The organism is Pseudosulfitobacter sp. SM2401 (assembly GCF_042932805.1).
Taxonomy (GTDB): domain Bacteria; phylum Pseudomonadota; class Alphaproteobacteria; order Rhodobacterales; family Rhodobacteraceae; genus Ascidiaceihabitans.
Genome location: NZ_CP170633.1, coordinates 1,738,281 through 1,758,109, shown reverse-complemented (window position 1 = coordinate 1,758,109; position 19,829 = coordinate 1,738,281). Strand labels below are relative to the sequence as shown.

Below are 19,829 nucleotides of genomic sequence, written 5' to 3'. Positions count from 1 at the left end.
GCGGCGCGTTGAATTTGAAATTTGAAAGGTTGATCACATGAGCAACATCATCGCATTTAACGCGCCGCAACGGCGTCTTGGGTTTCAAGATCAGGCCAGCACGCTGATCTCGCTGTTTGCAACGCAGCGACGCGGGGCGGACGATGTTTTCTGGCTTAAGGAAAACGCCGAACTGCTGAGCATTTTGGAATGTTCTGGGACAAATATGGACGCCAGTGCACTGGAACCATTGGCTGAATTTTATGAAACCTTGCCCCAGCGTTTGTCGTTCTTTCCGCAATACTACCGGTTTATAGTGTCGATCTGCCTTGACCTCGAAGACCTTGGAATGGCCGGCACGCAAGGTGCAAAGCTGTGCAATTGGGTGGCGCAGCAAGAGTTGGCGCAGGCGGAATTGTCTGATTTGCAACGTGGCGAGGCACAGCGTCTATTGGCGCGTCGCGGCGTGGAATTTGAGGACAACGGGCTGAACGCGCGTCTTCACCGGTTCATTTCACGCAACGACACCTTTGCGGTTCCTAACAAAAAGGCCGCCTACGAACTGACACACATTGTGTTTTACCTGTCGGAATATGGCCGTAAAGACCCTCAGTTGGGCAACGCTGCTGTGCGATCGCTGCAGTTTGCGGGAATCCTCGCCTATCTTGATCAAAATACAGATTTACTGGCCGAAATTTGCATCGCACTGCGGTTTGCAGGGCATCAACCCAGTCAAATTTGGGAAGATCACGTGACGGAGTGCCTGTCTGATTTCGCGGTTGAGGGGGCATCAGCCGTACCCGCAGACGATCATTATCACGAATTTCTTGTTGCAAACTGGATGGCACTCTGCGCGAAACGGCCAGTTCAGCACGCGCAAATTCGAACCGGGCCTATGCGATTTGATCGCAAGAATTCAACCGTCGGGCCACTGCGCGCCATGTCTGCTTGTATGTATCAAATGCGCGAGGCACGCAGTTCTGATTGGCATCACATGCAAGGAATTATCGAGCAATCCGTTAGCCCTGAAGGCTGCGAAATTCTACGCGCTGCACAGGATTCTTCAGCAGATTTCGAGATGTTTTTTGAAGGGTTCAGCCGCATGAGCATCGCAGGCTAAGCCATTACATTGAAAACGAAGTTCCGCATCCACATGCGCTGGTTGCATTCGGGTTTTCGATGACAAAACGCGCACCGATCAACTCCTCTGAGAAATCGATGACGGCGTTGGCCAAAAATGGCAATGACACGGAATCAACCACGACCTTTTCCCCTGCACCTTCAAGCACCAGATCGTCGTCTTTGGGGGCGTCTAATGCGATTTCATACTGGAAACCGGAACACCCGCCACCCTCGACTGCGACGCGCAAGGCGTGCCCGTCATTGGCAGCGCCGATTTCGGCCAGACGTTCAAACGCACGAGATGTGACTTTGGGTGGCAAATTCATCGTTCATGCTCCGGATTTAATCAAAAGGTGCCGGTTTCATTGGCCCCACAGCTGCAATATAGAGAGTGGCAGGACAGGCCACAAGGATTGCCACAAAAATGCAGGCATCATTTGCATCCAATCCTGATCACGCGCGGGGACGGCGCTTGGTCGAGGAAGAGATGAGTTTCAGGACGTGTTTTCAGCGCGACCGTGACCGGATCATTCACGCCAGCGCATTTCGCAGGCTAAAACACAAAACCCAAGTGTTTGTCGAACACGAGGGCGATTATTATCGCACGCGCCTGACCCACTCGATCGAAGTCGCACAAGTTGCGCGCACGATTTCTGGCGCTTTGGGTCTGAACGCAGAGCTGACAGAGGCCGTTGCCTTGGCCCATGATCTGGGGCACCCGCCGTTTGGGCACACCGGTGAGGACGCGCTGGCCGAGCTGATGGCCCCCTACGGTGGTTTTGATCACAATGCCCAAGCGATCAAGATTGTGACGGACTTAGAACGGCATTACGCTGATTTTGACGGGCTGAACCTGACGTGGGAATGTCTGGAAGGGATCGCAAAACACAACGGCCCCGTGCTGGGCGATCTGCCCTATGCGCTGGCCGAATATGACGCGCAGCATGATCTGGAGCTCGCCACGCATGCAAGTGCAGAGGCGCAAGTGGCGGCCCTGTCAGACGACATCGCCTACAACAATCACGACATGCACGACGGGCTGCGCGCCGGGCTGTTCACCGACGATGACGTCGCGCAATTGCCGATGGTGGGGGCTGCCTACGCCGAAGTGGACGTGAAATATCCCGGTCTGGATTTGCACAAACGCAGGCACGAAGCCTTGCGCCGCGTGTTTGGTGTGATGGTCAGTGACGTGATCACCACGTCGCGCGATTTGCTGGCCGAAAGTGGTGTGAACAGTGTCGATGACGTGCGCCATCTGGGCCGGTCTGTGATCCAGTTTTCGCCGGGGCTTTGGGCTGATCTGCAAGTGATCCGCAAGTTTCTTTTCACCCAAATGTACCGTGCCCCGTCGGTGATGGAAAAACGCGCCGAAGTGACGCTGGTGATCCACGATCTGTTCCCGCTGTTTCTGAATGAACCGGCGCAATTGCCTGGCGAATGGCAGGCCGAATTGGCAGGTGCTGACAAAACCGCAATCGCGCGGCGGGTGTCGGACTATATTTCTGGAATGACCGACCGCTTTGCCCTGCAAGAACACCTACGTATTTTTGCAAGCGATTGACACGACGTTGACGTTGCGCGGCGCTGTGGTACACCGCAGATAACTCGATATAGGACCAAAAAGATGAACCTGTTTGCCGACATCCGTGTGCAAGTGATCGACGCGTTAGACGCGATGGTAAAGGCGGGGCAATTGCCTGACGGTCTCAGCTTTGACAACGTCGCCGTGGAACCCCCGCGCGATGCGTCACACGGCGATATGGCGACAAATGCAGCGATGGTTTTGGCCAAGCCCGCAAAGATGAAACCGCGCGACATTGCTGACATTCTGGCCCCTGTGCTGCTGAACGATGCGCGCATTACCGCGGCTGATGTGGCAGGACCGGGTTTTTTGAACCTGCGTTTGGCCCCGTCTGTTTGGCAAGGTGTTGTCGCAGAAGCACTAAAAGCTGGCACTGATTTTGGCCGCTCTGAAATGGGGCAGGGCAAAAAGGTGATGGTGGAATATGTCTCGGCCAACCCGACTGGTCCTTTGCACGTCGGGCACACGCGCGGAGCGGTTTTTGGCGACGCGCTTGCCTCTTTGCTGGATTTCGCCGGCCACAATGTGACGCGCGAATATTACATCAACGATGGCGGCGGGCAGGTCGATGTTTTGGCGCGCTCGGTCTATCTGCGCTACCTTGAGGCGCACGGCCAAGAGGTCGCGTTTCCCGAAGGCACGTACCCCGGCGACTATCTGGTAAAAACTGGCGAGCAACTAAAGGCCAAAGTCGGCGATGCCTATGTCGACAAGGGCGAACAGTTTTGGCTGCAAGACGTGCGCGAATTTTCAACCGAAGCGATGATGGACATGATCCGCGATGATCTGGGCATGCTCGGCATCAAGATGGATAACTTTTTCTCTGAAAAGTCGCTGTACGGCACCGGCCTGATCGAAAGCGCGATCAAATCGCTGGACGACAAAGGGCTGATCTATGAAGGCGTGCTCGAGCCGCCAAAAGGCAAAAAGCCGGAAGACTGGGAACCGCGCGAGCAAACCTTGTTCAAATCCACCGAACACGGCGATGACGTCGATCGTCCAGTGAAAAAATCCGATGGCGCGTGGACCTATTTTGCGCCCGACATTGCATACCACTACGACAAAGTGCAGCGCGGCTTTGATGAACTGATTGATGTGTTTGGCGCCGACCACGGTGGCTATGTTAAACGGATGAAGGCAGCCGTTAGCGCGTTGTCTGATGGCAAAGTGTCGCTGGACATCAAGCTGACGCAACTGGTCAAGCTGTTCAAAAACGGCGAGCCGTTCAAAATGTCCAAGCGGGCAGGGACCTTTGTGACCCTGCGCGATGTGGTCGAACAGGTGGGTTCTGACGTGACCCGTTTTGTGATGCTGACGCGCAAAAACGACGCGCCGCTTGATTTTGATTTCGACAAGGTGCTGGAGCAGTCAAAAGACAATCCGGTGTTTTACGTGCAATACGCCCACGCGCGGGTGAATTCGGTTTTGCGCAAAGCGGTTGAGGCAGATGTTGCGGTTGATGATGCGACCTTGGCCAATGCTGACCTAAGCCTGCTGGATCACGAGGCGGAATTGGCGCTGGCGGGTAAGATCGCGGAATGGCCGCGCTTGGTTGAAAATGCCGCGCGCACGAACGAACCACACCGGATTGCGTTCTACCTGTACGAACTGGCGGGCGAATTCCACGGGCTATGGAACCAAGGCAATACGCTGCCGCAATTGCGCTTTTTGCAGGACGATCCAAAAACGTCACAAGCAAAAATCGCCCTAGCGCGCGCCGCAGCGGTTGTAATAGCTGCTGGCCTTGGTATCTTAGGCGTAGAGCCAGCCGAAGAGATGCGTTAAAAAACCGCCTCGGCTGCACAGGCAAACAGACAGATGACCCCACGGACAATGTATCCAAGCGGGCAACGAGGCAAACATGGCAGACGTTCCTTTCACCCAAGGTATGGGGTCCCCCGTCTATGCGACGGCTGGGGCAAGCGCACAACATGGTGGCGCTAACCCACTGACAAACTTTACGAATTTGATTGCGGCAGGCATTTCTGTCGCGCTGATCGCAGGCGTTGGTGTCTGGGGTTACAAGCTGATGATGCGCGATGTTTCCGGCATTCCGGTGGTTCAGGCGGTCGCAGGCGAAATGCGTGTGCGCCCTGAAATTCCAGGCGGCCAATTGGCGCTGAACCAAGGCTTGGCAGTGAATGCGGTTGCGGCTGATGGCATTGCGCAAGCCCCCGCAGATCGTCTGGTTCTGGCCCCGCAACCGGTCGCATTGACGCAAGAGGACATGCCAATTCCCGTGGGAATGGTGGCTCCTGTGCAACAGCCTGCCGCGCTGAATCCGTCTGCGGCCATTGATGAAACAATAGATGTGGCTGGCGCTTTGCAGTCCGGTTCCGTCGAAGATCTGGTGGCGCAACTGACCGCCGGATCAGAGCGTATCGTCGCTGATGACGCCAGCACAGCCCCCGAAGTTGTCGCAGCGCTCGCTTCGGCGGCGTCAAGCGAAGCAATGCCAACAGCCGTGGTTGCCACAAATGCAGTTCTGAAAGCGCCGGGCGTCAAACGTTCGCTACGCCCATCTTTGCGCCCCGCCAACGCGCCAGCCGTTGTGGTACCTGTGTCGGCCCCCGCCGCCGTTGCAACCAACGAAGTCGATGCCGCCAGCCTGCCTGCGGGCACCCGCCTTGTGCAGCTTGGGGCCTTTGACAGCGCCGAAGTCGCGCGGGATCAATGGGGCAAGCTTGAGGGTCGGTTTGGCGATTTCCTGCACGGCAAATCCCGCATCATCCAAAAGGCAAAAAGTGGTGGGCGCACATTCTATCGCCTGCGCGCTTTGGGCTTTGAGGACCTCAGCGATGCGCGTCGTTTCTGTTCTGCTTTGCTGGCCAAAAAGGCAGATTGCATTCCGGTTGTCACCAGATGACCCGCTTTGGCGCGACCATCCTTGATGGTGACGGACATCGGCTAAGTACCGAAGAAAAAGCGTTTTTCCGCGATGTGAACCCGTTCGGGTTTATCCTGTTTGCCCGCAACATCGACACGCCTGACCAAGTGCGCGCGCTGTGCAATGATTACCGCGAGGCCGTTGGGCGCGATTGTCCCATCACGATCGACCAAGAGGGCGGGCGTGTGCAACGCTTGCGCGCGCCGATCTGGCGTGAATGGCTGCCACCCTTGGATTTCGTCAAGGCAGCAGGCGATGACGCGACGCGTGCGATGTATTTGCGCCATCGCATAATCGCCCACGAATTGCGCGACATTGGCATCGACAGCAACTGCGCGCCGATGGTCGATGTGGCCGATGCCACGACCCATGATTTTCTGCGCAATCGTTGTTACGGCGATGACCCGATCACGGTCGCCACGCTGGGTCGCGCAGCGGCCGACGGCATGCTGGACGGAGGAGTGCTGCCGGTGGTCAAACACATGCCCGGGCATGGGCGCGCAACTGCAGACAGCCATTTTGATCTGCCAAAGGTTGATGCGGCCCGCGACGGTCTTGGCACTCATGATTTTGCGCCGTTCAAAGCGTTGAACGACCTGCCGATGGGGATGACCGCGCATCTGGTGTACTCGGCCATCGATGATCAGGCCGCGACCCTGTCCAAGCCTGTGATGGATGTGATCCGCACGGACATCGGTTTTGATGGATTGATCATGACCGACGACATTTCGATGAAAGCCCTCAGCGGTGATTTGGGTACACTCAGCCGTGATGCCCTGGATGCAGGGTGTGATGTGATTTTGCACTGCAATGGCACGCTTGACGAACGCAAAACCGTCGCAGCTGCTGCTGGTGAAATGAACGATGCGGCCCACAGGCGTGCGAATGCTGCACTCAAAGCACGCAAAACTCCGGACGAGATTGACATTTCTGCCTATGACGCCGAACTTAAGGCGCTTCTGGGCGGGAACCTGCATGGCCAATGACATCTTTGAAGAAGACCGGGTTTCTGTTGCCGAACGGATGGCAGCCGAGGCGCTGATTGTGGACGTCGACGGCTTTGAGGGGCCGTTGGATTTGCTGCTGACATTGTCGCGCACGCAAAAGGTCGATTTGCGCAAAATCTCGGTTCTGCAATTGGCGCATCAGTATTTGGCGTTTGTGGAAAAGGCCAAAGAGTTGCGGCTAGAATTGGCCGCTGACTATCTGGTCATGGCTGCGTGGCTGGCGTTCTTGAAATCCCGTTTGCTGCTGCCGCCTGACCCGACCGAAGAAGGACCGTCTGGCGAAGAGCTGGCCGCCCACCTCGCGTTTCAATTGGAACGCCTGCAAGCGATGCGCGATTGTGCTGCACGTCTGATGGCACGTGACCAACTGGGGCGTGATTTCTTTGCGCGCGGGCAGGTCGAAACGGTTGAGCGGGTCAAATCGGTGACCTACACGGCAACCCTGTTGGACTTGATGCAAGGCTATGCCCGCATCCGCACGCGCGACGATTTCCGCCCGTTTATCTTGGACCGCGAAAGCGTGTTTACGATGGAACAAGCGCTGGAACGGATGCGTGGATTGATTGGCTACGCAGGTGAGTGGACCGAAATTGTGACTTATCTGCCAGAGGGCTGGGACAACGACCCTGTGCGTCGCAGATCAGCGACAGCGGCAACATTTGCGGCCTCGTTAGAGTTGGTCAAAGAAGGGCATCTGGACATCCGCCAAGGTGAATCCTTTGGTCCGATCCAGTTGCGCAAGAGAGGTGGATAACGTGTCACAAGACCTTGAACAAAAAGAAGAAAGCCTGTTTGAGGCTCCTCCGATTGCTGAACAAGAACGTATGGTCGAAGCGATCCTGTTTGCGAGCGCAGAACCGGTTACCGTGCGCGAGCTTGAGGCGCGTATGCCGCATGGCTGTGACGCCGCTGAGGCGCTGGTGTATCTGCGAAAACGCTATGACGGGCGCGGCGTGAACGTGACCAAAATCGGCGATTCTTGGGCAATGCGCACGGCCGCCGACCTTGGGTTTCTGATGCAAAAAGAAACCGTCGAAACCCGCAAGCTGAGCCGTGCTGCCATCGAAACTTTGGCGATCATCGCCTATCACCAGCCAGTCACCCGCGCCGAGATCGAAGAAATTCGCGGCGTTTCGGTCAGTCGTGGCACTGTTGATCAGTTGTTGGAAATGGAATGGATCCGTTTCGGGCGGCGTAAAATGACACCCGGTCGGCCTGTTACGTTTGTGGTCACGCAAAATTTCCTTGATCACTTCGGGCTGGAAAATGCCCGCGACTTGCCGGGGCTCAAGGAATTGCGCTCTGCTGGTTTGCTGGAAAATCGCCCGCCGCCAGGATCAATGCCGGGACCGGGCGAGGTCGACGAAGACGAGGAAACCAACGAGGGTCAATCCGAGTTGTTTGAAGATTGATCTGAAAATCGCCGCATTTATCCCTATATATCGGGTAAGCGCAGCAAGAGAGGCACCAAAACCATGAACCAAATCATCAATATGTTTCTGCGGCTCGTCATGCGCAAAGCGATGAGCAAGGGTATCGATGCGGGCTTTAAGGGGGCCGCAGGTATGGCGCGCAAGCGAGGCGGTCGCGGTGGGCAACCACAGGGCGAAATCGACGATTATGGCAATCCAACGGATCAAAACCGGGGGCAAAGTGCCACGCCAGAGCGTGATCGCATCCGCGCCGAACGTCGTGCCAAACGCGACCAGCGTTAAGGCGTTTTGAAATGCTTGGACAGTTTTAGACCCTGTCCTTGGTAGTTTGATTTCAGGTCAGCACCGTACAATTGCGTCGGGGCTTGGGCCATTTTTTCATAGACCAAACGGCCCACAACTTGACCGTGCTCCAACACAAACGGGGCCTCGTGGCAGCGTACCTCTAGTACCCCGCGCGACCCAGTGCCGCCAGCAGCATCAAATCCGAATCCAGGGTCGAAAAAGCCTGCGTAATGCACGCGAAATTCACCAACCATCGCCAAATACGGGGCCATTTCGGCGGCGTAGTCGGGCGGGATACACACAGCTTCGCGGCTGACCAAAATGTAGAACGCGCCGGGGTCAAGGATGATGTGGCCATCGGTGCTGTGCACTTCTTCCCAGTAGGCGGTGGGGTCGTAGTGGCCGATGTTGTCTAGGTCGATGACGCCTGTGTGCGGTTTGGCGCGGTAGCCGACCAGCGTGGTGCCAGCCAATTTTAGATCGACGCTAAAGCCAAGGCCGTCGTCAATGACTGGATCGCCGTTCACCAGCGGAATGTCTGCGTGTAACGCGGCAAGGGCTGCGTCATCCAAAACAGCGTGGCCGGTGCGGAACCGGATTTGATTCAAACGCATGCCCGGACGCACGAGTACCGAAAACGAGCGTGGGCAAATTTCGGCGTACAGTGGGCCGGTGTAGCCGCTGGGAATACGGTCAAATTCAGTGCCGCCATCGGTGATTGTGCGGGTCAGCAGGTCCAGCCGTCCGGTCGAGCTTTTGGCATTTGCGACCGCATTCATGTCCGCAGGCAGGGCAAGGGATTCCATCAGCGGAACCACGTAGACGCAGCCTTTTTCCAACACGGCCCCATCGGTTAGATCAACGCGGTGCATTTCGAATTCTTTAAGGCGATCTTCGACGCGTGCGCCGTGCCCCGTCAGGAACGATGCGCGCACGCGGTAGGCGACGTTGCCAAGGCGCAGATCAAGACTGGCGGGTTGGATTTGTTCTGGAATCACAGCGGGTTGGGCGACGATCTGGCCACCGTCAATCATCTGGCTGATCTGTTGGCTTGGAACCACACCGGTCATTATAGCACCCTTGTAAAACGACAAACGCCCGCGACCAGATTGGCGCGAGCGGTTTGTGCAAGTCGGTGATTGGTCGGGCTAGCAGGACTCGAACCTGCGACCTTCCGTCCCCCAGACGGACGCGCTACCAGACTGCGCCATAGCCCGACTTGGCATGTTTCATACCCGATTTGTGGCCCGTGACAAGGGGGAAACGGCACGACCGTCTACTCTTTGCGCGCCTGAACCATGCGATCGCGCAGGCCGACCAATTGCGCAAGCAGTGGGGTTATGTCTTTGGCCTGTGCAGCACTCAGCGTTTTGGTTTTGCTGAGCGTGCTGAGCAGTTTTGGAGCGGCGTCAAAGCTGGCCTCATCCGGTGTTTCAGGCACGTCTATGATCTGCGGTTTTGGCGTGTCGGGCTCAGCTGATGTTGCTTGCGGAGCATCACTGCTCGCGGCCTCAACGGGCTCTGCCGCCTCGGGTTCTGGTGCATCCGGTACGAGGTCCACTTCGGGAGCACGCCGATGCAAGAACGAGGGCAGGACAGGGGCCGCGGGCGCATCATCATCGGTTGATTCGACGTGTTCGTCGGCTTGCTCGGCGACCTGTGGTTCATCCTCGGCAGCAGTTTTTGCACTTGCGGACATGAACACTGGAATGGTCTCTGGTTCTGGTTCTGGTTCTGCCTCGGGCTCCTCCGCGGCGTCCAAATCGAGAGCAGCAACTTCGACTTCGGGTTCAACCTCTACAGTGTTCTGTACAACAGGCTCTGGTGCCTCTTCGCTGACGGTTTGGCCTTCGGGCTCTGCATCCACGGGCTGAGGTGCGGGCGTCAGGTCAGCTTGAGCCGTTTCGTTTTTGGGTGCTTCAGGCACCGGATCAGATGGCTCTGGCAGCGTTTCGGTTTGCGGTTCTGGCTCAGCCTGTACAGGTTCCGGCGTTTGAATGTCGTCTAAAGGAGGTGCAGCCGGTTGTGGCGGCGTGGGCTCGACGACGTCAGGCGCGGCGGGTTTGGGATCTGGCATGACCACCGCGTCTTCGGTGAAAGACGGGCGCTGTGCGGCTTGGGTTTTATCGTCATCCGACATGTCAGAGGTGTCGCCAGACATGAAATTAACCACGTTGGCCTCATCCGGGTCAGCTTGCGGTACGTCCATTGCACTGGGTGCTTCTGGCGCAGGTTTGTCCATGTTTGGGGACGCAATCGGGGTCACTGATGCACGCGAGGTCTCGTCCGAACCGGTCGTTTTTGGCCCGTCCGCATCCATATCATCCAGACCTTTGGACAAGGCAGACACATGCGCCATGCCTTTTTCGCGCAGAATTTTCTGCACACCTTTGATGGTCAGCCCGTCTTCGTGCAGCAATTTTTGGATGCCACCCAGCAACAACATGTCGACAGGGCGATAATAGCGCCGCCCACCAGCCCGTTTGACCGGCTTGATCTGGGTGAATTTGCTTTCCCAAAACCGCAAAACATGCGCGTGCACGCCAAGCCAATCAGCCACTTCTGAGATAGTGCGAAAGGCGTCGGCGGATTTACTCATCAGATCAGCGCTTGTTGCCCGAGGCGACGCGATCTTTCATCAAGTGAGACGGGCGGAACGTCAGGACGCGGCGCGGGTTGATTGGAACCTCTTCGCCTGTCTTTGGGTTGCGGCCAACGCGCGCTGATTTATCGCGTACAGAAAAGGTGCCAAACGAGGAAATCTTGACCTGCTCGCCTTTTACCAAAGCGTCGGACATATGTTCCAAAACGCCTTCTACCAATTGTGCGCTCTCGTTGCGCGACAGTCCTACTTCACGAAAAACAGCTTCGCTCAAATCCATCCGCGTCAAAGTTTTTTCGGCCATGTCGTCCCCCTAATTTCGAACAACCATAGGGGCAGGCGATTTTCCGAGTCAATATCAATGACTTGCAAGGGACTGTTTCAGTGGCGAATTCGGCGTAATTATGCGAGTTACCAGCGTAAAACGACAGCACCCCATGCCAGTCCACCGCCGATGGCTTCGGTCACGACCAAATCGCCCTGTTTGATCTGGCCACGTTCGACCCCCACAGACATGGCAAGCGGGATGGATGCGGCAGAGGTATTGCCGTGATCCTGAACGGTGACAACAACCCGGTCCATCGGGATGTCCATCTTTTTGGCGGTGCCTTGGATGATGCGAATATTAGCCTGATGTGGCACGATCCAGTCGACGTCATCGGCCGTGACACCAGCGCGATCCATGGCGGTTTGGGCTGTGGCCGCCAGTTTGCCAACAGCATGGCGGAACACTTGGTTGCCTTGCATCCGCAAATAGCCCGTGGTGCCCGTGCTGGTGCCGCCATCGACGTACAAAAGATCGCGGTGGGTGCCGTCCGAATTCAAATCGGTGGCCAAGATCCCACGATCAGCGGCAGTGCCAGCGCCGTCTTCGGCTGCCAGTAAAACCGCGCCTGCGCCATCGCCGAACAGCACGCAAGTGCCGCGATCGGTCCAATCCATGATGCGGCTGAATGTTTCAGCACCGATCACCAAAACCCGTTTTGCTTGGCCTGAAACGATCAAGGCATTGGCATTGGTCAACGCGAATACAAATCCCGCGCACACAGCCTGCACATCAAAAGCGAATCCGTTTTTCATGCCTAGATTGGCCTGAACCATGGTCGCCGCGGACGGAAACGTCAGATCGGCAGTCGAGGTCGCCAACACGATGGCATCAACGTCTGATGCTTGTAATCCGGCCATGGTCAACGCGGCCTTGGCCGCCTCGGTCGCCATCACCGATGTGGTTTCGGTTTCGTTTGCGAAATGGCGATTCTGGATGCCAGAGCGCGACACGATCCATTCGTCTGTTGTGTCCAAGGTCGCCTCGAATTCCGCATTCGGAACGATGCGCTGGGGCAAATAATGCCCAACCCCTTTAACAACAGCGCGAATTGTCATGCGTCGGAATCCTTGGTCTGTGTTTCGGCGTCTTTTGGCGTGGCGGCTGCCACACGGGCTGCCAGCTTGCCGGTAAAGCCGCTTTGCGCCAATTGTGCCGCCAAGGTGATGGCCGCGGCAACCCCTGTTGCATCCGCAGAGCCATGAGATTTCACAACTGTGCCATTCAGCCCCAAAAACACCCCGCCATTGACGCGGCGTGGGTCAATGCGCCGTTTCAGGCGTTGCATTGAGGTAAAGGCCAAGAGCGAGGCAAGGCGAGACAAGGGCGTGTATTTAAACGCTTCTTTAAGCAGATCACCGATCAAACCTGCGGTGCCTTCGCCGGTTTTGATCGCAACGTTGCCGGTGAAACCGTCGGTGACGATCACGTCCGCCACGTTGCCCGGAATATCCCCGCCTTCGACGAATCCGACAAATTCGAAATCGGCGGATTCTTCGTGGGCGCGGATCAGATCATAGGCGTCGTGCAATTCAGCGCGGCCTTTGTGTTCTTCGGTGCCCACATTCAGCAGGCCGATGCGCGGGCGGGGCAGGTCCATGCCGTTGCGGGCATACGACGCCCCCATCAGTGCATAGCGCAGCAAATCATCGGCGTCGGCGCGAATGTCAGCGCCCACATCCAGCATCACGTTGAACCCTTGCGGGTTGCGCGAGGGCCACAGCACTGCAATCGCCGGACGGTTCACGCCGGGCAGCTTGCGCAGGCGGATCATCGACAGCGCCATCAGCGCGCCGGTATTGCCGCAGCTGACAGCCACGCCTGCATCGCCATTGCGCACAGATTCGACCGTTGCATACATCGAGGTTTTCTTGCCCGAGCGTACAACCTGGCTGGGCTTGTCCTCCATCGAAACAACTTCGTCGGCGTCACGAATTTCGTAGCGACCGTGCAAGTGCTTGCGACGCGCAACAAGACCCGTCAGCTGTTCCTGAGGGCCGTGAAGAATAAAATTGATGTTCTTGTGGCGCTTGGCGAACAGGGCACAGCCGGCGATCACAGCCGTTGGCCCCATATCGCCACCCATAGTATCCACCGCAATCACAGTAGGGGCGTCAGTTGTATCAGCTGACATTAAGTCAGTTGGAGCGGCCGCGATCTGTTCAGATTGGGCCGTCATGATACAGCTGCCTGCCTACCGTTATAAAAGCGGGGGTCTATGCGGGGCTCCATCCAGAAACGAGGGCCTTTAGGCCGCGTCGTCTTCCAGATCGATTTCCTCGGCCTGTGCAACAACTTCGTTGTTTGCATAGTGACCGCAGGACGCACAAATGTGGTGTGGGCGTTTCAGCTCACCGCAGTTGTCGCACTCGTTTGGGTTTGCAGCCACCAGAGAATCGTGCGCGCGACGGTTGTTGCGGCGAGATTTGGAGACTTTGTTCTGTTGAACAGCCATTGTATGGGCCTTTGATTAAAGGGCAAAGCAAGGTTGCAGAGCCCGTGTTGCATAACATTGGGTTTAGGCGTGACGTGCATTTAGGCTGTGCGCCCAGACATGTCCAACCCTAAATACCGTGAGGGCGGCAAAATACTGCGAATTATGTGTAGTGCAAGCCGATATATAATGCGCCAAAGCGGGTTTGTCAGTCTTTTGGTTCCAATTGATCCTTGAGGGCGGCCAAACCTGCAAACGGGCGTGCGGCCTCGTCGGTCATGGGGGCGACCCCTTTGTCACTGTAGATTGCCTCGCCCAGATCCGCATCTTTGCTGCGTGGATATTCCGGTAGGGCTAGGCTGAGGGTCTCGATCATCACGGCCTCGACGTCGATCCACTGGCCCAAGCGTTCTGTGCGCTCGTCCTCGGGCATCTCGACCTCTTCTTCATCTTCGAATGTTTCGATTTCCTTGAGGAATACGCGCTCTACCGTTGTTTCAACGCGGGTTGTCACAGGATCCAACGTGACTGAACACGGTTGCACAACAGTTGCACCCAGCGTCGCGCTCAGCACCCAGTCGGCACCGCCCATCGCTTTGATTTTGCCGACAAAGCGGACCTTGCGCAAATCGAGCAGGTCCAACTCGGCTGCGATGGCCGCATTTTTGGGGGCATCAGGGCGCACCTCAAAGGGCGTCGCACTGTTCTGGGATAGCTCTGCCACACGAAATGCAGCGGTCGAGGGCGCATTAGAAGTCATCAATCATACTTTCGTTTCTTGAAACAGGGCCGTACCTTTGTTACCCGTCGATAAAAGCCGTTGGGTTTAAGAGCAAGAGGGCAGTCACTATGCGCATCAAATCGTTCTGCAGATATATTGCAGTCGCAGCCGTGACAGTGTCACTGACGGCCTGTGCCGCGACATATACGAACCATGGCTACATTCCGCCACAAGAAGATCTGGACCTGCTTGTGGTCGGGGTCGACACAAGGTCCTCGGTTGAGGATTCGGTTGGATCACCGTCTTCGGGCGGCGTTCTGAACGATGGTGGCTATTATTACGTCCGCTCGCGCATCCGCTCATTCGGTCCAACGGCCCCGAAAGTGGTCGAACGTCAGGTCTTGGCTATCAGCTTTGATACTGCAGGCGTGGTCACAAACATTGAACGCTTCGGGCTAGAAGACGGCAATGTCGTACCAATTGCGCGGCGGGTGACGGATTCTGCGGTGTCTAACAAAACCTTCCTGCGCCAGTTGCTGGGTAACATTGGCCGCATTGCGCCGGGCTAAAGTTTCGGCTTGCGCGCTGTCTTGATTGTACCCTTTGAAAAGGCGTGTTGCGTGTGTTGACCAAAGGCCGGTACCAAACGCGGGTTGCGCAAAACGATACTGACATGACGGCAGCATTTGCCTTGCGCGCGCGCTGCTTTGGCCCCTCTGGTGCCATTCGCGACGCCTTTGATGACACCTGTACACAAATGTTGGTGTTCGACAGGGCGCAGAATCAGCTGGTCTGTTGTTTTCGCATGTCCACGTTGCGCGCAGATCGGATTTCACACAGTTATTCTGCGCAATACTACGATCTTATCGCCTTAGAATCCTACGACGGTGTAATGCTGGAATTAGGCCGCTTTTGCGTTGATCCCGACCTGAACGACCCCGATATCCTGCGGATCGCCTGGGCTGCCATGACCGCCTATGTTGATGCCAACGACGTGCGTATGTTGTTTGGTTGCTCGTCCTTTGAGGGGACAAAAACGGCGCAGTATCTTGACGCGTTTGCGATGCTCAAAGCCCGCCATTTGGCCCCCGAGTGCTGGTTGCCCCAAATCAAATCCCCTGACGTGTTCCGCTTTGCCGCCAAATTGCGCCGCAAACCGGATGCCAAAAAGGCGATGTCAGCGATGCCACCACTACTGCGGACCTATCTGATGATGGGCGGGTGGGTCAGTGATCACGCGGTGGTGGATCACCAAATGAACACGCTACATGTGTTCACCGGACTTGAAATCGGGGCGATTCCGGCCGCTCGAAAACGATTGTTACGGGCTTTGGCCGAGTAGTTTGCTGCGCCAGATCAATACGGGTCGTTGACGCCACCGCCCGCGCAGTCTAGCAGGCCCACATGGCACGTGTACCCTTATTACAATTGAACGAAATCTCGCTGACCTTTGGCGGCGATCCTGTTTTTGACGGGCTGTCTTTGGTTGCGCAACCAGGCGAGCGCGTCGCGCTGGTCGGGCGCAACGGATCAGGCAAATCGACCTTGATGAAAGTCATGGGCGGCTTGGTCGAGGCGGACAAAGGCGAAGTGATCGCAGGCCCCGGCGTGTCCGTGGGCTACATGGAACAGGACCCTGATTTGTCCGGTTTCGCAACTTTGGGCGATTTCGCGGCGCACGGATTAGACGAATCCGAGATGTACAAAGTCGAGCGCGCAGGCGCTGGCCTGAAATTCGATCCGGCCCGTCCAGTTGAAACTGCATCTGGTGGTGAACGTCGGCGCGCGGCACTGGCCCGTTTGATGGCCGACGCCCCCGATCTGATGCTGCTGGACGAACCGACAAACCACCTTGATATCGAAGCCATTGCGTGGCTGGAATCCGAGCTGAAGGCGACCCGCAAAGGGTATATTATCATCAGTCACGACCGTGCATTTTTACGTGAACTGACCCGCGCAACCCTCTGGATTGACAGAGGAAAAGTGCGCCGCCAAGAAAAGGGTTTTGCCGAATTCGAGGCATGGCGTGACAGCACGTGGGAAGAAGAAGACACCCAACGCCACAAGCTGAACCGCAAGATCAAAGCCGAGGCCCGTTGGGCTGTTGAGGGCATCAGTGCACGCCGCAAACGCAACCAAGGGCGGGTGCGCGCCTTGCAAGATTTGCGGGCCGAACGCTCTGCCCAGATTTCACGCCAAGGGGCGGCGGCCATGGCCATCGAATCTGGTCAGAAATCCGGCCGCAAGGTTATGGAAGCCACTGGCATTACAAAGGCTTATGGTGACAAGGTCATCTTGACGCCCTTTGATTTGACCGTGCAACGCGGCGATCGCATTGCGCTGGTTGGCCCTAACGGCGTCGGCAAAACAACACTGCTGAACATGCTGATTGGCAAGGAACAACCTGACAGCGGCACGATCAAGATTGGCACCAATCTGGACATCGCTTTGTTCGACCAAGCGCGCGCGCAACTGGACGGCGACATGACCCTGTGGGACAGCCTGACAGGCGATCCTGACATGCGCGTTTCCGGCAAAGCCGACCAGATCATGGTACGCGGAATGCCAAAGCATGTTGTTGGTTATCTCAAAGAATTCCTCTTTGATGAGGGGCAGGCGCGCGCGCCGGTTCGTTCGCTGTCTGGTGGTGAAAAGGCCCGTCTGCTGCTGGCAAAACTGATGGCCAAGCCGTCAAACCTGCTGATTTTGGACGAACCGACCAACGATCTGGACGTCGAAACGCTCGATTTGCTGCAAGATTTGCTGGGCCAATACGACGGCACTGTGCTGCTGGTCAGCCACGATCGTGATTTTCTGGACCGTGTAGCAGTCACGACCATCGCGATGGAGGGCGACGGCAAAGCCACGGTTTATGCAGGCGGGTGGAGCGATTATGTCGCCCAACGCGGCATGGATGATTTCGCAGAGAGCGTTGTTAAATCGAAGAAATCCGCACCTGTGGTCAAAGAGAAATCCGCGCCGAAATCAGGCCTTAGCTTTACCGAAAAACACCGACTTGAGGCGATTCCAGCCGAGATGGAACGCCTTGAGGCTGAAATCAACAAGCTACAAGAACTGATGAGCGACCCAGAGCTGTTCACCGCCAATCCGGTCAAGTTCCAAAAGGCGACGGATGCGTTGATTGAGCGTCAATCCAAGCTGGATGCCGCCGAAGAAGAGTGGATGTTGTTGGAAGAAAAAGCCGCCGAATAAGGCCCTCAGCCGTTTGACACAACGCGTGCGGGGTTTCCGACAACCACCGTATCAGCCGCCACATCCTTGGTCACCACCGCCCCTGATCCGACAATTGCGCGCGCGCCAATCGTGACGCCGGGCATGATCACAGCCGCGCCGCCAATCCAGACGTCGTCGTTGATTGTGACGGGCAGGGCGATCTCTTGCCCAGCGGCGCGTTTCACGGCATCTTTGTGGTGTTGCGCTGTGTAGATTTGGACGTGTGGACCTAGCAAACAGCGCGCGCCAATGTGTACCGGTGCGGTGTCTAAAATCGTGCAGCCCGCGTTCATGTAGACAGAATCACAGAGGTGAATGTTAATGCCGTAGGGGCAGTGAAACAGCGCTTCGATCCGGCAATTTTCGCCAACAGACCCGAACAACGCCCGTAATTTGGGCGCAATGTTTCCACGCACGTCCGGCGGGGCCGTGTTGTGCTGATGCACAGCGTTCAGCGCCAAAGCCCGCAGCGCATCCAGTTCAGGATCAAGACAGGTGTACCAGTCACCCGCCGCCATTTTTTCACGTTCGGACCGGATCATCGCATGCGCAAAGCGCCGTCTAACCGGATGACTTCCCCATTCAAATATCCCATTTCGACGATGAAACCTGCGGTGCGCGCATATTCTGACGGATCGCCAAGGCGGGCAGGGTTGGGCACGTCGGCGGCCAGTGTCGCCTGCACGTCTTCGGGCAATCCTGCCAACATTGGTGTTTTGAAAATACCTGGCGCGATGGTCATGACGCGAATGCCGGATGACGCCAAATCGCGGGCCATGGGTAATGTCATGCCGACAATTCCGCCTTTGGATGCCGCATAAGCTGCTTGGCCTTTTTGCCCGTCAAAGGCGGCGATGGATGCGGTGTTGATGATCACGCCGCGCGCGCCGTCCGGTTCCGGATCGTTGCGCGAGATGGCCATAGCAGCCAGGCGGGCGACGTTGAAACTGCCGACCAAATTGATGTCGATGGTGCGCTGGAACGCGTCCAGTGGGTGTGGCCCGTCGCGCCCGATTGTTTTGATCCCATAGGCGATGCCCGCGCAATTTACCGCCGCGGTGATACGCCCCATTCGGTCATAAGCTGTGTCGATTGCTGCACTGACCGAAGCCTCGTCCGTGACGTCAGTTTGCACAAAATGGCCACCGATTTCATCTGCAACCATCTCGCCACGTGCGGTGTCGCGGTCCAGCAAGGTCACAATGGTGCCTTTGCTCGCGAAATGGCGTGCGGTCGCTTCGCCGAGGCCGGATGCGCCTCCGGTGATGACGGCGGCGGTGGTTGAAAGATCCATGGCGTGCTTCCTATCTGAACAGATGTTCAGTTAACCATGGCACCGCGATCCTGTCTACATCATCATGCCGCGATCAATGCGCCCTAGGCCGGTGATCGGCGACAGTGCACGATGCCACAGCCACGTCCCACCCAATTTGCGGGTCTGTGCGCCGGTCCCAAGTTTGAAGCGCGCCAAGCCAGCGGACGTCTCGGTGTCGATCACCCCCAAGTCCATCCGCGCGATGCCTTTGGACTGTGCCCATGTGATCGCAGACCACAAAAGCAGCGTTTGCGCTGACACAATGCGGCCTGCCGTGCTGGTGTGCCCGATGTGGTAGGTCGCGACTGATCCGTGCCGTAGAACCAGCAATCCGGCAACGATGTCAGAGCCATAGTGTGCGGTAAAAAGCTTGGCGTCCCCAGTGTTGATCTGGGCAAACGCACTGGTCAACGCTGCAGGCCAATGACAGTATTTGAGCCGCCGTTGTTGTGCTTGTTCGGCCTTCAAAATCCAATGATCGCAGTTGGTTGGCATGTTTTGGCGGGTGATGCGCAGGTGATGCGATTGTGCATGACGCAGTCGATTGCGCCACTTCCCTTTAAGGTTCGCATGAAGCGTTTTTAGGTCAGGCGATAGATCGAGTTCGGCCACAGTTGCGGGACTGGTCAGCGGCAAAGCGGGCAGGTTGCAAATGGGACTGTCGGGGGCAATTAGAACAATACCGTTCAAATCGCGCGGGATCGACTCGCAATGCGCACGCGTCAGCATGTTGACCTGCAGCGGTCCGAATTTGCGCCGCAAAACCAGCCGGCCATCTTGCAATCGCAACGGCGTTCGCCCGATGTGGCGAAGCGTTGCCTCAAATTCAGCGCTTTGCTGAAGCGGGATAGGCGAGGTGGTGGGGGCTGCATCAAACATCAAGGCCATTAACCGCATAGA

The 19,829-nt window shown here is 56.9% G+C and carries 22 protein-coding genes and 1 tRNA gene; 11 read left to right on the top strand and 12 right to left on the bottom strand.

Annotated features, from left to right (window positions below; translation table 11 throughout):
* Nucleotides 1–37: 37 nt before the first annotated feature.
* Nucleotides 38–1,099: a DUF6902 family protein gene (locus tag ACFIO0_RS08680; protein ID WP_390914949.1), complete on the top strand. Its 1,062-nt coding sequence runs from the start codon at nt 38–40 to the stop codon at nt 1,097–1,099.
* Between the two features lie 4 nt (nt 1,100–1,103).
* Here the strand turns inward: ACFIO0_RS08680 and ACFIO0_RS08675 are convergent, their stop codons facing one another.
* Entirely contained in the window at nt 1,104–1,427 is a 324-nt protein-coding gene (locus ACFIO0_RS08675) for an iron-sulfur cluster assembly accessory protein (protein WP_390914948.1), read from the bottom strand.
* Between the two features lie 86 nt (nt 1,428–1,513).
* On the opposite strand from ACFIO0_RS08675, the gene ACFIO0_RS08670 reads away from it, so the two are divergent.
* The 7 genes from ACFIO0_RS08670 to ACFIO0_RS08640 all read left to right on the top strand — a co-directional run bounded on the left by ACFIO0_RS08670 (nt 1,514) and on the right by ACFIO0_RS08640 (nt 8,295).
* A complete protein-coding gene (locus tag ACFIO0_RS08670) occupies nt 1,514–2,665 on the top strand; it encodes a deoxyguanosinetriphosphate triphosphohydrolase (RefSeq protein WP_390915306.1) in 1,152 nt (383 codons plus the stop codon).
* 63 nt (nt 2,666–2,728) lie between these two features.
* Nucleotides 2,729–4,471 (top strand): arginine--tRNA ligase, encoded by a 1,743-nt coding sequence (gene argS, locus ACFIO0_RS08665; protein WP_390914947.1) that lies wholly within the window; start codon nt 2,729–2,731, stop codon nt 4,469–4,471.
* 76 nt (nt 4,472–4,547) lie between these two features.
* Nucleotides 4,548–5,552 carry an SPOR domain-containing protein gene (locus tag ACFIO0_RS08660; RefSeq protein ID WP_390914946.1) on the top strand — a complete coding sequence of 335 codons (1,005 nt, stop codon included), beginning with the start codon at nt 4,548–4,550 and terminating at the stop codon, nt 5,550–5,552.
* Entirely contained in the window at nt 5,549–6,559 is a 1,011-nt protein-coding gene (gene nagZ, locus ACFIO0_RS08655) for a beta-N-acetylhexosaminidase (protein WP_390914945.1), read from the top strand. The genes ACFIO0_RS08660 and nagZ overlap by 4 nt, the downstream gene beginning before the upstream one ends.
* The gene (locus ACFIO0_RS08650) at nt 6,549–7,334 is read left to right on the top strand and encodes a segregation/condensation protein A (RefSeq protein ID WP_390914944.1); all 786 of its coding nucleotides are present in this window, start codon (nt 6,549–6,551) and stop codon (nt 7,332–7,334) included. Before nagZ ends, ACFIO0_RS08650 begins: the two co-directional genes overlap by 11 nt.
* A 1-nt stretch (nt 7,335) precedes the next feature.
* Nucleotides 7,336–7,992 carry an SMC-Scp complex subunit ScpB gene (scpB, locus tag ACFIO0_RS08645; protein WP_390914943.1) on the top strand — a complete coding sequence of 219 codons (657 nt, stop codon included), beginning with the start codon at nt 7,336–7,338 and terminating at the stop codon, nt 7,990–7,992.
* Between the two features lie 63 nt (nt 7,993–8,055).
* Nucleotides 8,056–8,295, top strand: coding sequence for a hypothetical protein (locus ACFIO0_RS08640; protein WP_390914942.1), 240 nt, complete (start codon nt 8,056–8,058; stop codon nt 8,293–8,295).
* On the opposite strand, the gene ACFIO0_RS08635 is transcribed toward ACFIO0_RS08640, so the two are convergent.
* The 8 genes from ACFIO0_RS08635 to ACFIO0_RS08600 form a co-directional block, all read right to left on the bottom strand.
* A complete protein-coding gene (locus ACFIO0_RS08635) occupies nt 8,292–9,368 on the bottom strand; it encodes a 2'-deoxycytidine 5'-triphosphate deaminase (protein ID WP_390914941.1) in 1,077 nt (358 codons plus the stop codon). The genes ACFIO0_RS08640 and ACFIO0_RS08635 overlap by 4 nt on opposite strands.
* A 70-nt stretch (nt 9,369–9,438) precedes the next feature.
* Nucleotides 9,439–9,515: transfer RNA gene (locus ACFIO0_RS08630), tRNA-Pro, on the bottom strand.
* A gap of 59 nt (nt 9,516–9,574) precedes the next feature.
* Entirely contained in the window at nt 9,575–10,897 is a 1,323-nt protein-coding gene (locus tag ACFIO0_RS08625; RefSeq protein WP_390914940.1) for a MerR family transcriptional regulator, read from the bottom strand.
* Between the two features lie 4 nt (nt 10,898–10,901).
* Nucleotides 10,902–11,204 (bottom strand): integration host factor subunit alpha, encoded by a 303-nt coding sequence (ihfA, locus tag ACFIO0_RS08620; protein WP_390914939.1) that lies wholly within the window; start codon nt 11,202–11,204, stop codon nt 10,902–10,904.
* 107 nt (nt 11,205–11,311) lie between these two features.
* Nucleotides 11,312–12,283: a beta-ketoacyl-ACP synthase 3 gene (locus ACFIO0_RS08615; RefSeq protein ID WP_390914938.1), complete on the bottom strand. Its 972-nt coding sequence runs from the start codon at nt 12,281–12,283 to the stop codon at nt 11,312–11,314.
* Entirely contained in the window at nt 12,280–13,359 is a 1,080-nt protein-coding gene (plsX, locus tag ACFIO0_RS08610; RefSeq protein ID WP_390914937.1) for a phosphate acyltransferase PlsX, read from the bottom strand. The genes ACFIO0_RS08615 and plsX overlap by 4 nt, the downstream gene beginning before the upstream one ends.
* A gap of 114 nt (nt 13,360–13,473) precedes the next feature.
* Nucleotides 13,474–13,680, bottom strand: a complete 207-nt coding sequence (gene rpmF / locus ACFIO0_RS08605) for a 50S ribosomal protein L32 (RefSeq protein WP_390914936.1) — start codon at nt 13,678–13,680, stop codon at nt 13,474–13,476.
* Between the two features lie 187 nt (nt 13,681–13,867).
* The gene (locus ACFIO0_RS08600) at nt 13,868–14,419 is read right to left on the bottom strand and encodes a YceD family protein (protein ID WP_390914935.1); all 552 of its coding nucleotides are present in this window, start codon (nt 14,417–14,419) and stop codon (nt 13,868–13,870) included.
* A gap of 89 nt (nt 14,420–14,508) precedes the next feature.
* On the opposite strand from ACFIO0_RS08600, the gene ACFIO0_RS08595 reads away from it, so the two are divergent.
* From ACFIO0_RS08595 to ACFIO0_RS08585, 3 genes are all read left to right on the top strand, one after another.
* Entirely contained in the window at nt 14,509–14,949 is a 441-nt protein-coding gene (locus ACFIO0_RS08595) for an outer membrane protein assembly factor BamE (RefSeq protein WP_390914934.1), read from the top strand.
* Between the two features lie 104 nt (nt 14,950–15,053).
* The gene (locus ACFIO0_RS08590; protein ID WP_390914933.1) at nt 15,054–15,722 is read left to right on the top strand and encodes a GNAT family N-acyltransferase; all 669 of its coding nucleotides are present in this window, start codon (nt 15,054–15,056) and stop codon (nt 15,720–15,722) included.
* A 62-nt stretch (nt 15,723–15,784) separates the two neighbouring features.
* Nucleotides 15,785–17,593: an ATP-binding cassette domain-containing protein gene (locus tag ACFIO0_RS08585; protein ID WP_390914932.1), complete on the top strand. Its 1,809-nt coding sequence runs from the start codon at nt 15,785–15,787 to the stop codon at nt 17,591–17,593.
* Nucleotides 17,594–17,598: 5 nt separating this feature from the next.
* On the opposite strand, the gene ACFIO0_RS08580 is transcribed toward ACFIO0_RS08585, so the two are convergent.
* Genes ACFIO0_RS08580 through ACFIO0_RS08570 form a run of 3 tightly spaced genes read right to left on the bottom strand, consistent with a single transcriptional unit; the run spans nt 17,599 to nt 19,826 of the window.
* Nucleotides 17,599–18,156, bottom strand: a complete 558-nt coding sequence (locus ACFIO0_RS08580) for a maltose acetyltransferase domain-containing protein (RefSeq protein ID WP_390914931.1) — start codon at nt 18,154–18,156, stop codon at nt 17,599–17,601.
* Nucleotides 18,153–18,908, bottom strand: coding sequence for an SDR family NAD(P)-dependent oxidoreductase (locus ACFIO0_RS08575; RefSeq protein ID WP_390914930.1), 756 nt, complete (start codon nt 18,906–18,908; stop codon nt 18,153–18,155). The genes ACFIO0_RS08580 and ACFIO0_RS08575 overlap by 4 nt, the downstream gene beginning before the upstream one ends.
* 54 nt (nt 18,909–18,962) lie before the next feature.
* Nucleotides 18,963–19,826: a GNAT family N-acetyltransferase gene (locus ACFIO0_RS08570; RefSeq protein WP_390914929.1), complete on the bottom strand. Its 864-nt coding sequence runs from the start codon at nt 19,824–19,826 to the stop codon at nt 18,963–18,965.
* Nucleotides 19,827–19,829 lie beyond the last annotated feature (3 nt).

What these genes read in the sequence shown, in the direction of transcription:
- plsX (WP_390914937.1), bottom strand. Translation starts at nt 13,359, where the DNA reads ATGTCAGCTGATACAACTGACGCCCCTACTGTGATTGCGGTGGATACT.
- nagZ (WP_390914945.1), top strand. Translation starts at nt 5,549, where the DNA reads ATGACCCGCTTTGGCGCGACCATCCTTGATGGTGACGGACATCGGCTA.
- ACFIO0_RS08660 (WP_390914946.1), top strand. Translation starts at nt 4,548, where the DNA reads ATGGCAGACGTTCCTTTCACCCAAGGTATGGGGTCCCCCGTCTATGCG.
- ACFIO0_RS08650 (WP_390914944.1), top strand. Translation starts at nt 6,549, where the DNA reads ATGGCCAATGACATCTTTGAAGAAGACCGGGTTTCTGTTGCCGAACGG.
- ihfA (WP_390914939.1), bottom strand. Translation starts at nt 11,204, where the DNA reads ATGGCCGAAAAAACTTTGACGCGGATGGATTTGAGCGAAGCTGTTTTT.
- ACFIO0_RS08615 (WP_390914938.1), bottom strand. Translation starts at nt 12,283, where the DNA reads ATGACAATTCGCGCTGTTGTTAAAGGGGTTGGGCATTATTTGCCCCAG.
- argS (WP_390914947.1), top strand. Translation starts at nt 2,729, where the DNA reads ATGAACCTGTTTGCCGACATCCGTGTGCAAGTGATCGACGCGTTAGAC.
- ACFIO0_RS08570 (WP_390914929.1), bottom strand. Translation starts at nt 19,826, where the DNA reads ATGCGGTTAATGGCCTTGATGTTTGATGCAGCCCCCACCACCTCGCCT.
- ACFIO0_RS08675 (WP_390914948.1), bottom strand. Translation starts at nt 1,427, where the DNA reads ATGAATTTGCCACCCAAAGTCACATCTCGTGCGTTTGAACGTCTGGCC.
- ACFIO0_RS08600 (WP_390914935.1), bottom strand. Translation starts at nt 14,419, where the DNA reads ATGACTTCTAATGCGCCCTCGACCGCTGCATTTCGTGTGGCAGAGCTA.
- ACFIO0_RS08680 (WP_390914949.1), top strand. Translation starts at nt 38, where the DNA reads ATGAGCAACATCATCGCATTTAACGCGCCGCAACGGCGTCTTGGGTTT.
- ACFIO0_RS08635 (WP_390914941.1), bottom strand. Translation starts at nt 9,368, where the DNA reads ATGACCGGTGTGGTTCCAAGCCAACAGATCAGCCAGATGATTGACGGT.
- ACFIO0_RS08580 (WP_390914931.1), bottom strand. Translation starts at nt 18,156, where the DNA reads ATGATCCGGTCCGAACGTGAAAAAATGGCGGCGGGTGACTGGTACACC.
- ACFIO0_RS08585 (WP_390914932.1), top strand. Translation starts at nt 15,785, where the DNA reads ATGGCACGTGTACCCTTATTACAATTGAACGAAATCTCGCTGACCTTT.
- ACFIO0_RS08590 (WP_390914933.1), top strand. Translation starts at nt 15,054, where the DNA reads ATGACGGCAGCATTTGCCTTGCGCGCGCGCTGCTTTGGCCCCTCTGGT.
- ACFIO0_RS08575 (WP_390914930.1), bottom strand. Translation starts at nt 18,908, where the DNA reads ATGGATCTTTCAACCACCGCCGCCGTCATCACCGGAGGCGCATCCGGC.
- rpmF (WP_390914936.1), bottom strand. Translation starts at nt 13,680, where the DNA reads ATGGCTGTTCAACAGAACAAAGTCTCCAAATCTCGCCGCAACAACCGT.
- ACFIO0_RS08625 (WP_390914940.1), bottom strand. Translation starts at nt 10,897, where the DNA reads ATGAGTAAATCCGCCGACGCCTTTCGCACTATCTCAGAAGTGGCTGAT.
- ACFIO0_RS08595 (WP_390914934.1), top strand. Translation starts at nt 14,509, where the DNA reads ATGCGCATCAAATCGTTCTGCAGATATATTGCAGTCGCAGCCGTGACA.
- ACFIO0_RS08640 (WP_390914942.1), top strand. Translation starts at nt 8,056, where the DNA reads ATGAACCAAATCATCAATATGTTTCTGCGGCTCGTCATGCGCAAAGCG.